The sequence below is a fragment of the Pseudomonas sp. 5C2 genome (assembly GCF_034314155.1).
Taxonomy (GTDB): Bacteria; Pseudomonadota; Gammaproteobacteria; order Pseudomonadales; family Pseudomonadaceae; genus Aquipseudomonas.
This window is the reverse complement of record NZ_JAVIWH010000002.1, coordinates 1,880,049-1,895,258: the sequence shown is the minus strand read 5'-3', so window position 1 is coordinate 1,895,258 and position 15,210 is coordinate 1,880,049. Positions and strand designations below refer to the sequence as shown.

Genomic DNA, 15,210 nt, shown 5'->3' with positions numbered 1-15,210 from the left:
CTTGATTTGATCTAAATCAATGTTGAATCGTCGTTGGCGGGCGACGTTGTGAAACGACACTATTTGAGGCTTGCCAACATGAATATCAACGACGCGATTTTGGGGCGCCGCTCGACACGGGAGTACACGACAGAACCCGTTGGTGAACAAATCATTCGTCGATTGATTAACGCCGCAGCCCATGCGCCCAGCGCGGTAAACCAACAACCGTGGACGTTCACGGTGATACGCGATCAAGGACTGCTGGATCGAGTCTCGCGCGAAGCGAAGGCCTGCATGCTCGCGACGATGCCCGCAGCAACCCAGTCCGAGCACTTTCATTCAATGCTCAATGATCCAAATTTCCAGATCTTCTACCACGCGCCGGCACTCATCTTGATTTCGGGGAACACGCAAGGTCAGTGGGTCGTCGAAGACTGCGCATTGGCTGCCGAGAATCTGATGCTCGCCGCGTACGCTGAAGGGCTAGGCACCTGTTGGATCGGTTTCGCCCAAAGTTTTCTTAATACACCGGAGGGGAAGCATGCACTTGGTCTTCCCGCCGAGTGGAAGCCGGTTGCGCCAATCATTGTTGGCCACCCGAAATCCGTGCCTGTCCCCGTTAAGCACAAGGAGCCAGAGGTCCGCTGGATTGGCTGACCAGGGCGACGCGTTATGGGGTCGTTCCCGTCAATAGGTCGCATCACTAAGTGCTTCAGGCAGTGGCTATGCTGCTGCCTTATACAGGCTCACACTTTCGCTGTGCAGCCATGATGCGATGGTCCTGCGGGGACATGCCATAACTGCGGCTGAAAGCGCGGGTAAAGTCCGAGGCGCTTTTGAAGCCCAGGCTGTAAGCGATTTCAATAACCTGCCGATTGGGGTATCGCACCAATTCGTCTGCTGCTTCACGCAGTCGGCAATTACGGATGTAGCGGCCCAATCCGCCCTCATGCTGGAACAGCCGATACAGCGTATGGCGTTGCAATTGTACCGCCGACAGAACGCTCTCCGGTGTCAACCAGGGTTGATACAGGTTGTCTTGCACATAGCGTCTGGCTTTGTCGAACATTGCGCTACGCGCCGCCGCCCTGACGTTGCCCCCCAGTTTGGCCTGTTTGGCAAATGCGCCGAGCATTAACTGAATGCCGATATCGAACGCTGTCGTTGCTTGATTTGGATTCATGTTTGGCAGACGTTTCGAGAGTGTCGCGACATGCTCGATCATCAGTTGGGTAAGTGGTGTTGTATTGGCGAAGACGCGGCCATGGATCGACTCTGCGTGTGGTAGCGCGGCGTCCACTATCGGTCGCGGTACGAAGAATGTCAGTACCCGACAATGGCTTCGGTGCATTCTTATCGGTTGGTTCATGTCCATGGCGACAATGCTGGCCTGAACGGGGTTGCGGCTTTCAAGGCCCCCGCCCTGAATAGAGTCAATACCGCCCTCGGTGAACACTTGGAAAACGTAATCCCGGACGCTGTCCGTCGAGATGCGTGCGACCGAGCGATCAAGCAGCAAGGCGTCACTCGAGCAATCGGTGAACAGTCGAGCCCCTAACGTATAACGATCGATACAGCCGTTAAAAGGTGACTCGACTGACTTGGACGAGGGCAGTGCGTCAATGACGTGCCCAACCCGACGGCGCCAGGCCAAAAACTGATTGGAGACTGGCTCCGCGCTGACATTGAAGTGATCGGGAGCCTGGCGTGCACCGAATGGGAGTTGAAGCGATTGAGTTGACGCGAGACTGTTCATAACTTCACTGCTGACCAGTAGATCAAGGTTTGCATCGATAACCGGACCGGAATGGCGCCCACTGAATGTAGGCCGAGGTTTCATTTAGGCAGCCATTATCGCTGTACGGACCCGTGCGTACCTGCTTTTTTTCAGCGCTATGAAAGTTTTTCCGCTTTCGCTACAGGAACCCCATGCTACTCATACGGTATAGGGGATACCGCATAGGCTAAAAATAGTTCAAAAACTGCAACGCACGGTCAAGCCGTACAAAAAAAGCCTGATAAGTTCCGTGCAGGTTCGTATTTTAAAACAGTTATTTTTATTTGAGTTTGTCAGGTGTTTTTTTGCACTGAATAAGGGCGACAGTCTTTTTTTGCTCTTCGGTGGTGCGCTGTTAAAGACGCGGCGCAGATCAATTCAGGTGTTCACCTGATGTTGCCGACGGGGGTGTCAGCGCATTCTTGTCCGGCGGTTTAGTCGGCGGCCATCGCACGCTCTTAATGGGGCGTTGGGTCGAGTGAGTTGACATCTATTTGATTAATTAGTCATTGGAAATAATGCCTTAAGTGCAGCAGTGATCTGGGCATCGACAGCAAAGTTCTTTTGCGTGCATGACGGTGTATCAAGCGGCATATCGATGTAGCAGGAATGACGGATGAGTTGTCTCGATCAGGAGTTGGGTTCGTTTGCGATCAGCGTGGCCAGTCCGGCTGGCGCCAATCCTCGAGAAGGCGCTGCCTTTTCGCTGGCGCAAATTGAAGTTGAAAAGCTGACCAATATTCATGCCGAATCCGGAGTGGACTGGCAGAAAGTGGCTGACACCTGCGCAAAAGTTCTTCGCGAGGAAGGCAAGGATTTCAATGCCGCGGTCTGGTTGTTGTGTGCCTGGACCACGCTCAACGGTATAGCTGGCCTTGCGACCGGGGTACACGTACTGCGCGAAATGCTCGAGCAGTACTGGGACACGTTGACGCCACCACCAGCCCGATTGCGTGCTCGGCGTAACCAGGCCGAATGGATGCTCGAATGGCTCACGGCGAAGGTCGAAGAAAGCTTCGAACCGGTGCCTGGCGATCAGTTGGCTGTCTTGCTCGAAAACTGGGACGCCATCGATCGTTTTTGGCGCGACAAGGACGCTGATGGTCCGAGTTTCTTTGCGTTGCGTCGACGGTTGTCACAACTGCCCGTGCAGGCCAGCGCCGAGCCAGCATTTGTTGCGCCTGAGCCTGTTCAGCCGGTCGAGTCTATCGCCGTGGCAGTACCGGTTCCGCAGTCTACTTCGGTACCCGGCAAGGCACCGCCGACGCTTGCTCCGGTCCATGTATTGGACAGCTTTGAAAACGATGAGGCGATTGAGAGCGCCGTAGACGCTGTGTTTGCGTCGTTAACGCCGCTGGTAGCATTTTGTCTCGACGCTCGTCCGACGTTGCCGTTGCTGTTTCGCCTGAACCGACAGTCGGCCTGGACCACCTTGCAGCAGGCTCCGCCCGCGCAAGGCAACACCACACGTATTCCTCCACCTTCGGAAGCCGAACTGCAGAGTTTCAGCCGGTTGCAGAGCGCTGGCGAGCCGCTGGATATTGTGCGTTTTTGCGAAGGCCGGCTGAACACGTATCCATTTTGGCTTGACCTTAATCGAGCCAGTCATGCAGCGCTTTCGCGCCTCGGCTCAGGCTCCCTGGCCGGGCTTGCGAGCCTTTCCCTGGAGACTCGGCATTTTCTGGCACGCCTGCCGTCGCTGGTCGAACTCACCTTCGCCGACGGTCAGCCGTTCGCCGATGGGGCAACGCGTAGCTGGCTCGAAGGGTTGGCCCCGGCGGTCAGCGCTGGGGCTGGGGATGCTGTGCAAACGCTGATTGACGGTGCAGGGCGAGAAGCCGCTGACGGACGTCTGAACGATGCATTGGCCAGCCTGCAAGCGAGCCTGCGCGAGGCCGGCAGTGGCCGCGACCGGTTCCGTTTGCGCCGTGCCCAATGCGAGTTGCTGCACCGTTTCGAGCCCCGTGCCCAGTTGCGAGTGGCCCTGGATGTATTGCTGCAAGAAGCAACGGAGCAGGGGTTGGATCGTTGGGAACCGGATCTGGTTCGGCCTTTATTGGAACTGGCGTTGGTTCAAGAGGATGGCGGTTCAAAAACGGTATGGGCGCAGCAGTTGGCCGCCATGGATTTGCCCGCTTTCTGGCGTCTGGCCAGTCCACAGGCAAGTTGAGTTCAGCAATACGCGATACCTGACAGACATACGCATATCAATGCCATGGGTTTTCTAACGGCTGCGTTGAGCGAGCCCGCTAAACAGGAGTGAGATTAAATGGCTAGTGAAGGTTCAGTCGCGCCTAAAGAACGCGTCAACATTGTGTACAGCTCCGACACCGGTGGCGCCCAAGAGCAGGTTGAGCTGCCTCTGAAGCAACTGGTTATCGGTGACTTCACCTTGCGTGAAGACGACACGCCGGTTGAAGACCTCAAGCCGATCCGCGTTGACAAAGACAACTTCACCGATGTGCTCAAGGGGCAAAACCTGAGCCTGCAGTTGGCGGTGCCCAATCGTCTGGCGGAGAACGCCCCGGAAGACGAGCAGATTCCTGTGTCGCTCACTTTCCAGTCCATTCGCGACTTCGAGCCCGATGCCATCGTTGCCCAGGTTCCTGAGCTGCAGCAGCTGATTGCCCTGCGTGACTCGCTCAAGGCGCTCAAAGGCCCGATGGGCAACCTGCCGGAATTTCGCAAGCAACTTCAGGCCCTGATGAACGATGACGGTGCCCGCGAGCGCCTGCTCTCGGAACTCGGCGTAAAGGACAAGGAATAACCCATGAGTGAAGAAAAAAGTCAGGCCGCGAGCAGCACTGGTCAAGCGGTCGAGTCCGTTTCGTTGCTGGATCAGTTGGTAGAAGCCGCCCGCGTCAAGCCGGGCGATGAAGCTTATGCGGTTACCCGTCAGGGACTCGAAGCCTTCGTCACCGAGCTGCTCGAACCGGCAAGGCAGACCGAGAAAGTCAGCGCGGGGCTGATCGACGACATGATCGCCACACTGGACGCCAAGCTTTGCCGTCAGGTCGACGCCATCATTCACAACGAGAAGTTTCAGAAGCTTGAGTCGTCATGGCGCTCGCTGAAGTTTCTGGTCGACCGTACGGATTTCCGTGAGAACAACAAGCTGGAGATTCTTAGCGTCTCCAAGGAAAAGTTGCTCGAAGATTTCGAAGATGCTCCTGAAATCACCCGCTCGGGTCTGTACAAGGCGGTGTACACCGTTGAGTTTGGCCAGTTCGGTGGTCAGCCGTTCGGCTCCATCATCGGTAACTACGAGTTCAATCCCGGCGCGCAGGACATGAAGCTCCTGCAATCGGTCGCCTCCATTTCGGCCATGTCCCATACGCCATTCATTGCCTCGGCTGGCCCACAGTTCTTTGGTATCGACAGCTTTGCGGACTTGCCCAATCTGAAGGATCTGCAAGCGGTCTTTGAAGGCCCGCAGTTCACCAAGTGGAACGCGTTCCGTGAAAGCGATGATGCCCGTTTTGTCGGTCTGACCTTGCCGCACTTTTTGCTGCGCACGCCTTACGGCGAGGACACTGTTCCGGCCAAGACCTTCCGTTACAACGAAAGCGTCAGTGGTGGTAACAACGATTTCCTGTGGGGCAACGCCGCGTTTGCGTTTGCCAGCCGCTTGTCTGACAGCTTTGCCCAGTACCGTTGGTGCGCCAACGTGATCGGTCCGCAGGGCGGGGGCACGGTCGGCGACTTGCCGATCTACAACTATGAAGCCATGGGTGAAACCCAGACCAAAATTCCGACCGAAGTGCTCATCTCCGAGCGCCGCGAGTTCGAGCTGGCCGAGCAAGGTTTCATCGCGCTGACCATGCGCAAGAACACCGATAACGCGGCGTTCTTTTCCGCCAACTCGTGCCAGAAGCCCAAGTTTTTCGGCAATGACAAAGAAGGCAAGGAAGCTGAGCTGAACTACAAGCTCGGCACCCAGCTGCCATACATCTTCGTGGTCAGCCGCCTGGCGCACTACATCAAGGTCATTCAGCGCGAAAACATCGGTACCTGGAAAGAGCGTGGTGACTTGGAATCTGAACTCAACACCTGGATTCGTCAGTACGTGGCCGACATGGATAACCCTGCGGCCGGTGTACGCAGCCGCCGTCCATTGCGTCAGGCCGACATTACCGTCAGCGACGTTGACGGCGATCCAGGCTGGTACCGCGTAGGTTTGAAGGTTCGTCCGCACTTCAAGTACATGGGCGCTTCTTTCACGTTGTCGCTGGTCGGCAAGCTCGACAAGAGCTGATTTGGCAGAGCGAACGAATGACTTAAATGTCGTTCGTTCAGGTGTTCACCCGAGGGTCATCGCCTCGGGGGTTCCATAAGATGGATTCAACGCAACGACACAGGGCCACACGTTCTGATCGGTGCCTGAAAACTAACTGATTAAACCCGGAGTACACGTTATGCCAATGCCATGCTACCTGAGTATCGAAGGCCAGAACCAAGGCAAGATCGAAGGTTCAAGCAGTGTTACCGGCCACGAAGGGATGATCCTCGTACAAGCCGTTGAACACCTGATCGATATTCCCAAGAACCCGCAGACCGGCTTGCCCGCAGGCAAGCGTGTTCACCAGGGCATGACCCTGACCAAAGAGATCGACAAGGCTTCGCCGAAGCTGCTGCAAGCCCTGACCTCCGGCGAACAACTCAAGTCCGTTGTGCTTGAGTTCTATCGCATCTCGCCCAAAGGCACGGAAGAAAAGTACTACACCATCACCCTGAGCAACGCAGTGCTTGTTTCGGCCCGTACCTGGGTACCCAACGTATTGAGCCCTGAGTTCAAGCAAATGGGCCACATGGAAGACATCGGCATCACTTACGAAAAAATCGTCTGGACCTGGGTGCCGGACGGCATCGAAGCCGAAGATTCGTGGCTGGCGCCAAAAGCGTAAGCAAAGCCTGAGTCATCCTTCACCGCCCTGGTTCAGGGCGGTGTTCTTTCAATTTCAGAAGGTACACGGCGTTGAGAGAAAAACGATTGCTGGAACGCATCACGGGCTTGCAGGTTGAAACCGGCCGCACGCACCTGACCCAGGCGGAAGTGCTTACGCAGTCAATCGTTCAGCACCTGCAACGCATCTTGAACACCCGGCGCGGCAGCGTGCCAATCGACGCCGATTTTGGCGTACCCGATTTCACCAATCTGGCCGGTTCGTTTGCGACCGGCGAGACCACGCAAATAATTGAGAACATGACTCGCATGATCGCCCGCTACGAGCCTCGGTTGAAGTCGCCGCGCATTCTGGTCGCCGAAGGCGCTCAGGAAGTGTTGTCGCTGAGCTTCAGCCTTGAAGGCCTGGTGGCGATTGATGATCGGGACATTCCCATTCACCTGGCAACGCGCGTGTCTTCGGACGGCCGCGTTTCCCTGGCGATGCACTAAGTCATGCTCAACAACCATTATCAAAGTGAACTCAACCACCTGCGCCGCCTGGCCGATGAGTTTGCCCGTAGCAACCCGGCCCTGGCACCGCTGTTGGGTGTGGACTCGGCCAATGATCCGGATGTCGAGCGCTTGCTCGAAGGTGTCGCCTTTCTCACCGGGATGGTTCGCCAACGGCTGGACGACGAGTTTCCCGAGTTCATTCAAGAGCTGGCGCAGCTGCTTTATCCACATTATCTGCAGCCATTGCCCTGCCTGACACTGCTTCAATTCCAGCCCCGCGGGCCGTTACAACAAGCCACGCGTATCGATGCCGGATGCGAGGTCGCCTCGGTGCCTGTCGATGGACAGCGGGTGCGCTTTCGCAGCACTTCGGCGGTAGACCTCGAACCGCTGCAACTGATCGGTACACGCTGGGATGGCGGTGCCGGTGAAGAACGCAGTCTGGTCCTGGATTTCGCTTTCACCACCGCCGATCCAGATGACTGGCACGCTGACACCCTGCGTTTCTATCTCGGCGATGGCTTGGTGGATGGCTGCAAGTTGTTGCGTCTGCTGCAGCTCAACCTGCGTGAGATTCGTATCTGTGCGCAAGGGCAGCCCATGACGTTGCTGCCAGCCAGGCATTTACGTGGCCTGGGGTTCGATGCGAGCAATGTCTTGCTGCCTTTTCCCGACACCGCCCATCCTGCCTATCGCTGCTTGCAGGAGTACTTCGCGCTGCCCGAGAAGTTTCTTTTCGTCGAGCTTTCCGGTTTCAAACAGTGGCGTGTCAGGGGCAAGGACGGCCGATTCAGCGTACGTCTGATGTTCGAGAGCTTGCCGGACTGGACGCCGAATCTGTCCGCCAACAGTTTCATGATGGGGGTAACCCCAGCGATCAACCTGTTTGCCCAGGAAGCGCACCCGTTGCGCATCGACCACAAGCAAGTCGACTACCGCATCCAGCCCGCCGATCATGGCCAACGCATGAGCATGCGAATTCATTCGGTGCTCAAGGTCAGCGCTTATTCTGCCGCAGGGGGCGAGCGGCAGTTGGAGCCGTTCAATACGTTCTCGCAGCGTGATACCTACAACTTGCGAATCCGACAGTCGACTATCGACGCTCACGGCTATGACCATTATTTGAGCCTGCCCTACCGCGAAGGCAAAGTGCCTGGCGAGATGACGCTGTCCATCGGTTTGCTGTGTACCAATGGCAAGTTGCCGGAAAGCTTGCGTCTGGGTGATTTGAATCAGCCCACCGACAACACGCCACCCAGGGTCGAATTCAAGAGCATTCGCAGTATTACTCCGTGCCAGCCTCCCAAGTTCGACGACAAACTGTTGTGGCGCATGCTTTCGCAGCTCAATGCCAATCACTTCCGCCTGGCTGATCGCGACTACCTGCGAGGCCTGCTGTCGCTCTATCTGCCTAGCGTCGGCGAAGGCGCCCAGGACGCCAACGAGCGGCGAATCGATGCTATCGAAAACGTCACGGTTACCCACGAGCGCCGTTTCATTCGCGGGCTGCCCATTGAAGGCAGCGTGGTCCGGGTCGAGTGCCGGGGCGACCACTTCCTGAGTCCAGGCAATTTCTACATGTTCGGTTGCGTGCTCGATGAATTTTTCGCTGGCTGTACAGCTATTAATAGCTTTACCGCTTTCACGCTGTTCGACAGCGTCAACCATGAGACCTTGAAATGGCCAGCGAAGATCGGGCACCAACGCCTGCTGTGATCGATCCGCTGCTCGATGACGGCGGCGACTATGGTTTTTTCCAGGCCTTGCGCCTGTTGCGATTGCGTTTCCCGAGCGAAAAAGATTTCGTCGAGAACGTGCGGGTCCGGCCACGGCTAGGGCTTGGATTTCCCCAACGGGATATCGAGCGTATCGAGCAAAGCGAAGATGGCCGCTATCGGATAGAGGCCAACTTTTTTGGCCTGTATGGCGTCACCTCGCCGTTGCCGACGTTTTACACCGAAGACCTGATCGACGAGCAACTGCAGGGCCATTCAGCGGGGCGCGACTTTCTCGACATCCTGCATGCCGCGCTTTACCCACTGCTGTTTCGGGCTTGGGAAAAGCACCGGATCTGGATTGATATTACCGAGCGACGGGACGTCAAGAGCCTGCGCCAGCTACAGGCATTGATCGGCATTGCGGATGCGCGTCCCGAGCAACGGGATCAATCCGTCGATCTGCTGCGTTATGCCGGTTTATTCAACCAGCACCCGCGCTCGGCCCTCGGCCTGCAACAGTTGGTCAAGGCGGTGCTCGAAGATGTGCCGGTGGAAGTGGTGCCCTGTGTCGAGACGCGTCTGCGCATTGACCGTCCGGCGCGCACTTACCTGGGAATGCAGTGCGGTGTATTAGGCGAAAACAGCCTGCTCGGTCGAGAGGTCATGGACCGCAGTGGCACGCTGGATATCCGCCTGGACTCACTGAGTGCCGAGCGTTTTCACGGGTTGCTGCCAGGGCAAGCGCTTTATCAAAAGCTCGAACGGTTGGTGGCGTTGTACCTGCAGACGCCGCTACGCAGCCGATTGGTCATGCGTCTTGCTGCAGATGAGCAGCAATGCGCTTCGCTGGGGGGCGGCTGGCAGCGGCTCGGCCTCGATACCTGGCTGGGTGACGGCGACACACAGGACGACGTTGTATTCATGCTTACGGCCGAACACGGACCAATGCTCGAAGAGAGGGCTCGATAGATGATTCAGGTAGAACTCAAACCGCTGTTCGCAAGGCTCAATGTTTACAGCACCAAGGCCCTGGAGAACGCGGCGGGCCTGACCCTGGCGCGCACTCATTACGAGATTTCCCTGGAGCACATGCTGCGTCAGTTGCTGGAAGATCCGAATGCCGATGTGACGCGCATCCTTACGCGATTCGAAATCGATCCGATGCGCCTGCGCGCGCTGCTTGACGACGGCCTGGCGCAGCTGAAAAACGGTAATCCCGGGCGGCCGGTGTTCGCCAGCCTGCTCACTGAGTGGATTCAGGATGCCTGGCTGATTGCCTCGCTGGTGGTCGGCACCGGGCGGATTCGCGGTGGCTCGCTGCTGCTGGCGCTGATTTCCCGTCTGGGTTACTACACCGCCGGCACTCGTTACGGCGAAATGCTCAAGCCCATTTCCGCCGATGCCCTGACGGCTGAATTTTCCCACCTGTTGGGCGGCTCCAGTGAAGGTCCGCTGGACAGTCTGCAATCCGGCTTGGGGTCTTCTTCGGTCGCCAGTGCAGGCGGTATCGCGCCCGCCGCTGAAGACAATATCGGTCGCTTTTGCGAAGACCTTACCGCCAAGGCAGCGGCGGGGCGCATCGACCCGATTTTCGGCCGCGATGATGAGATTCGTCAGATGATCGACATCCTTGCCCGACGCCGTAAAAACAACCCTATCGCCGTGGGCGAACCCGGTGTGGGCAAGTCCGCCGTGGTCGAAGGCCTGGCGTTATTGATCAGCCAGAACGAAGTGCCGGACTTTCTTAAAAATACCCGCCTGCTGAGCCTCGATCTGGGTGCGCTGGAAGCGGGCGCCAGCGTCAAGGGCGAGTTCGAAAACCGCCTGCGTGGCGTCATCGAAGAGATAAAGGCATCTACCACGCCGGTGATCCTGTTCATCGACGAAGCACACATGCTGATCGGTGCTGGCGGCGCGGCAGGGGGGTCCGATGCGGCCAACCTGCTCAAGCCCGCATTGGCCCGTGGCGAGTTGCGCACCATCGCCGCCACGACCTGGTCGGAATACAAAAAGTACTTCGAGAAAGACCCAGCCTTGGCGCGCCGTTTTCAACTGGTCAAACTGGATGAGCCGAGTGTCAAAACCGCCGTGCTGATCTTGCGTGGTCTCAAGGGTCATTACGAAAAAGTCCACGGTGTCAGCGTGCGTGATGACGCTATCGTTGCCGCCGCCGAATTGTCGGATCGCTACATCACCGGGCGCTTGCTACCGGACAAGGCCGTAGACTTGCTCGACACCGCCAGCGCTCGGGTGCGGATCGGCCTGGGCATCAAGCCTGCCGAGTTGGAGCGCATGGAGCGGCAGTTGTCCGGTCTGGCTCGCGAGCTGAACGCACTGGAGCGCGACCGCGCCAACGGTTTCCCTGTGGAAGACCTGCGCCTGTCAGATATCGCAGACGAACAGGCTGACATTGACGACAGGCGTGCCGTGCTGGAAGCCCGCTGGCTGGCCGAGCGTGATGCAGCGGTACGCGTTCTCGAAGCCCGTAAGCAGCTGACCCTGAAAGAACAGGATCTGCCGACACTGGCTGAGGGCGAAGCTGCTCAGGTACTGGCATCGCTGGGCGAACGTCAGGCCGAGCTGGATCAGGCCCGCGAGGCGCTGGCTGCGCTGCAAGGTGACGAACCGCTGCTGTTCACCGAAGTCAATCCGGATGCGATTGCCAAGGTCGTCTCCGACTGGACCGGCGTGCCGCTGGGCAAAGTGCTGCGCGACGCTGCGGGTGGTGTGCTGGCCTTGGCCGATAACATCAAGACGCGCATTCGCGGTCAGGACACTGCCGTCGAACAGATCGCGGAAATCCTTAAGGCCGCGCAATCCGGCCTGCGCGATCCGCAACAGCCTTTGGGAGTATTCCTGCTGGTCGGTCCATCGGGTGTCGGCAAGACCGAAACCGCCTTGGCCGTGGCCGAACACTTGTTCGGCGGCGAGCAGGCGATGATCTCGGTAAATATGAGCGAGTACCAGGAGAAGCACACCGTCAGCCGTCTGGTGGGTTCGCCTGCCGGTTATGTCGGTTTCGGCGAAGGCGGCATGTTGACTGAGGCGGTGCGCAAGCGTCCGTATTCGGTGGTGCTGCTCGATGAAGTGGAGAAAGCCCACCTGGACGTGGTGAACATTTTCTATCAGGTCTTCGACAAGGGCAGCCTGTCCGACGGCGAAGGACGGCAGATCGACTTCTCCAACACGGTGGTGCTGCTGACCAGTAACCTGGCCACCGAAGAAATCCAGAACCTGTGCATCGATGGGCGTCCAGACCCGGACACCCTGGCGGAAAAGATCCGTCCGACCCTGTCCCGCCATTTCAAACCTGCGTTGTTGGCGCGCATGACCATCGTGCCGTTTTTCACCTTGGGCAGCGAGCAACTGGCAGGCATCGTGCGCCTCAAGCTGGGCCGGCTCAGCGAGCGCCTGCTGGCCTCGTCGAAAGTACGCCTGACGTTTTCGGAGGAGGTCGCCGACGCCATCGCCGCACGCTGCACAGAAGTGGAGAGCGGAGCGCGCAACATCGACTTCATTCTGCGCAAAAGCCTGACGCCGCGTTTGTCCGACGTGTTGCTGGGGGCGATTGCCGATCAGCGCCCGCTGGCCGGGCTACATGTGGCGGTGGGTGGTGGCGGGGAGTGGGTGATTACCCAGGTAGAGGCCGATGCGATCAGGTCTTTACCCGAGGGTGAAGCGCTGCTTGAAACCCTAGAGTGACCGCTCGTTTACCTACTGAAGAACAAGGATTGATTGATGGCTCTCAATGATCACGCGCTCTGTACTTTCGCCAGCCTTGCACCCTCGCTGTTGCTAGAAACGTTGTGGGTGCAGCAGTGGCAGGGCGAGGAAAAGCTCTCTCAGCCGTATCGTTTCGAGGTTCGGCTGGCCACGATCAATCCCTTGTTCGATGACGAAGCGCTACTTGGCAACCGAGCGGTATTGACCCTGAGTGATGCATTGGGTTTGCCGCACCCCTATCAGGGCATGGTAACGGAGGTCGATTATCTCGACGCCGATTCCCTTTATTACTACTACCGTGTGGTGCTGGAACCGCGCTTTGTGCAGTTGCGTCATTTCCGCTTTTCCGAAATCTGGCTGGACAAAAGCCTGCCGGAACTGATTCGCGACGTGCTCAAGCTGGCTGATCTGAATGTCGAAGGGCCGGGTATCAACGGTTTGCCCGGTTCGGCTTATGACTTCGATATCCGCCTGCCTCTGGCTGATGATCCGCTGACACAGGCGACTTTTACCTGCCAGTTCGAAGAAACGAGTTTCGCCTTTATTTCACGTCTTCTTGAATATTTCGGTGTGTATTACTTCTTTGAACAAGGGCCTGACGGAGAGGCGCTGGTGCTGTGTGGCGACAGGCTTTACCAGCCGCAACTCCCCAGTCTTCTGACCTATCGTCGTCAAGATTCGGAACTGGATGTAGGCCGGGTCCTGGCGGTAGCCCGTAGCTTCGAGCGCAAGCTGGTCCGGCAAGCGGCGGGAGTCACGCTACAGGACTTTTCCGCGACCAACGCGCAGTTGAAGTTAGAGGTCAACGCCTCGGTGGCAAGTGCCAGCCTTGGGGCAGATGCCTCACTCGAACAACGCACGGCGGTATCGAGTTCGCCTGTATTTATCGGCGGGCAAGGGCTATATGGCGAGCACTTCGGTTCCCTCGAACAGGGGCAATGGTTGGCCAATCGACGCGCCCAGGCCATCGGTTGTCGTCAACGGGAGTTTCATGGCGCCGGTCGAGCCACGGGGTTGCGCGCAGGCTATCCGATGCTGTTAGTGGGCCATCCGCGTCCGATGTTCAATGCCGGTTATCAAGTTATTGAAGTTCACCATGAGGGTTATCAGCCGTTGCCGGGCCTGGGCTCGGAGGGTGAAGGTCCGGGGCAGGGCATCAACACCCGTTTTATCGCCTTGCCCGGCGATGTGCAATTCCGTGCACTCTGTGTCACGCCCCGGCCTTATGTGCAGGGTGTGCTCAGTGCGGTAGTGGATGGTGATGAAGACACCGGTCGCCCACTGCTTAACGATAAGGGTTGCTACAAAGTCAGCTTTCCGTTTATTCGCGGCGCAAAGAACGCCACCCGTGGCTCGGCCTGGCTGCGCATGGCCACGTTGTCCAGCGGTTCGAGCCATGGCATGAATTTCCCGCTGTTAAAAGGCACGGAAGTGCTGGTGTCGTTTTTAGGCGGCGACCCAGACCGCCCGGTAATCACCGGTAGCGTGCCCAACTCCGAGAACCCTAATGTGGTCACCGGCGATAACGCGACCCAAAGTGGCTTGAGCACTCCCGGTGGGCATTTGTTTGCCATGGAAGACAGCCCGTCCGGGCCCATGATGAAGATGGGCGCTTCTACCGGTTGTAGTTTTACGTTGGGCGAAGGCGATATCAGTGGGGCGCATTTGCGAACGGACAAGCATATGCAACTGGCGTCCAGTTCGTATAAGCATGAGGTGCCGGGTGTCTATACGCTGTCTATCGGTGGGGGGAGTGCGCCGAAGTCGCCGATGGACGCCAACTCCAAAGAAACAGGGTTGAGCAGAAAGTTCACAAGTGAACCGGGTGGTGTAGATTCACCAGAGGAGGGTGGTGCCAGTAGCTATGCGTATGTAAGTAATAGAACCAAGAAAAGCACGGCGACCATTGACTTGGCGGCGAGTTTTTCCGCAGTTAAAGGTTCTATTGTTGCTAACGGTTTAAACTTGAATGTCGCGCTCAATGGCGTGAGTGCGGATATCAAACTAGGTATCGCAGCGTTTTCATATGAGTGGGTTCCCTTAAAGGTTAATATTGGCGAGATTTACAAGAAGGTCAATAAAGCCAAAAGTGATAAATCGTTTTATAACGGCAGTTCGGTTGTCGTCGGCTCCGAGAGGCATGAAGTAAAACTGGAAAAGTCTGCCTATTTTATGCATTTATCCACCATGTCTCACGAGATTACGGTGGGCGCTAATACTATTGTATTGACCCAGGATGGCGTGGTTATCAAATCGGACGGCATTGTCCATGTTGATGCTGATCTACATGTTTCCGGAAACGTCCTACTTGGCGGCGCACTGTCAGTTGTCGAAAGTATTTATGTGGGCGACTCAGCAGTGATAGGCAATCGGATTACGGATACTTTAATTAACACGCCGGTCCCGATTCCTCCAAGTTTGGCGATACAAGCGTTAACAAGTAGAGCCTCGATAGAACTGAAAAAAATCATCCTCGAAACCGCAGTCAATCAGGTCAATGTAGAAGCTCAGGCAGCAGCAGGTGCCGCCAGTGTGGAGGCGGCCGAAGTCGCTGGTGACGGTGCCGGCGCCGCTGGCGGCGCTCCCGCAGTTTGACAGGCGACGGTTGCTCT

11 protein-coding genes are annotated in these 15,210 nt (G+C 57.3%); 10 read left to right on the top strand and 1 reads right to left on the bottom strand.

Annotated elements, in window-relative coordinates; genetic code table 11:
• Positions 1-78 precede the first annotated feature (78 nt).
• Positions 79-639, top strand: a complete 561-nt coding sequence (locus RGU44_RS09350; protein WP_322216812.1) for a nitroreductase family protein — start codon at positions 79-81, stop codon at positions 637-639.
• Between the two features lie 79 nt (positions 640-718).
• Here RGU44_RS09350 and RGU44_RS09345 read toward each other — a convergent pair whose 3' ends face one another.
• Positions 719-1,738 (bottom strand): helix-turn-helix domain-containing protein, encoded by a 1,020-nt coding sequence (locus tag RGU44_RS09345; RefSeq protein WP_322178827.1) that lies wholly within the window; start codon positions 1,736-1,738, stop codon positions 719-721.
• Between the two features lie 637 nt (positions 1,739-2,375).
• Between RGU44_RS09345 and tssA the strand changes: the two genes are divergently transcribed.
• The 9 genes from tssA (at position 2,376) to RGU44_RS09300 (ending at position 15,193) form a co-directional block, all read left to right on the top strand.
• On the top strand, positions 2,376-3,929 hold the full coding sequence (gene tssA, locus RGU44_RS09340; RefSeq protein ID WP_322216809.1) for a type VI secretion system protein TssA: 1,554 nt from the start codon (positions 2,376-2,378) through the stop codon (positions 3,927-3,929).
• A gap of 99 nt (positions 3,930-4,028) precedes the next feature.
• The gene (tssB, locus tag RGU44_RS09335) at positions 4,029-4,526 is read left to right on the top strand and encodes a type VI secretion system contractile sheath small subunit (RefSeq protein WP_219060056.1); all 498 of its coding nucleotides are present in this window, start codon (positions 4,029-4,031) and stop codon (positions 4,524-4,526) included.
• A 3-nt stretch (positions 4,527-4,529) separates the two neighbouring features.
• Positions 4,530-6,014 (top strand): type VI secretion system contractile sheath large subunit, encoded by a 1,485-nt coding sequence (gene tssC, locus RGU44_RS09330; RefSeq protein ID WP_322216807.1) that lies wholly within the window; start codon positions 4,530-4,532, stop codon positions 6,012-6,014.
• A 160-nt stretch (positions 6,015-6,174) separates the two neighbouring features.
• Positions 6,175-6,663 (top strand): Hcp family type VI secretion system effector, encoded by a 489-nt coding sequence (locus tag RGU44_RS09325; RefSeq protein ID WP_322178830.1) that lies wholly within the window; start codon positions 6,175-6,177, stop codon positions 6,661-6,663.
• Positions 6,664-6,734: 71 nt separating this feature from the next.
• Entirely contained in the window at positions 6,735-7,154 is a 420-nt protein-coding gene (tssE, locus tag RGU44_RS09320; protein ID WP_322178831.1) for a type VI secretion system baseplate subunit TssE, read from the top strand.
• A 3-nt stretch (positions 7,155-7,157) separates the two neighbouring features.
• On the top strand, positions 7,158-8,873 hold the full coding sequence (gene tssF, locus RGU44_RS09315; protein WP_322178832.1) for a type VI secretion system baseplate subunit TssF: 1,716 nt from the start codon (positions 7,158-7,160) through the stop codon (positions 8,871-8,873).
• Positions 8,837-9,844: a type VI secretion system baseplate subunit TssG gene (tssG, locus tag RGU44_RS09310; RefSeq protein WP_322178833.1), complete on the top strand. Its 1,008-nt coding sequence runs from the start codon at positions 8,837-8,839 to the stop codon at positions 9,842-9,844. Before tssF ends, tssG begins: the two co-directional genes overlap by 37 nt.
• Positions 9,845-12,577 carry a type VI secretion system ATPase TssH gene (tssH, locus tag RGU44_RS09305; protein WP_322216805.1) on the top strand — a complete coding sequence of 911 codons (2,733 nt, stop codon included), beginning with the start codon at positions 9,845-9,847 and terminating at the stop codon, positions 12,575-12,577.
• 36 nt (positions 12,578-12,613) lie between these two features.
• Entirely contained in the window at positions 12,614-15,193 is a 2,580-nt protein-coding gene (locus RGU44_RS09300) for a type VI secretion system Vgr family protein (RefSeq protein ID WP_322216803.1), read from the top strand.
• The last annotated feature ends 17 nt before the right edge of the window (positions 15,194-15,210 follow it).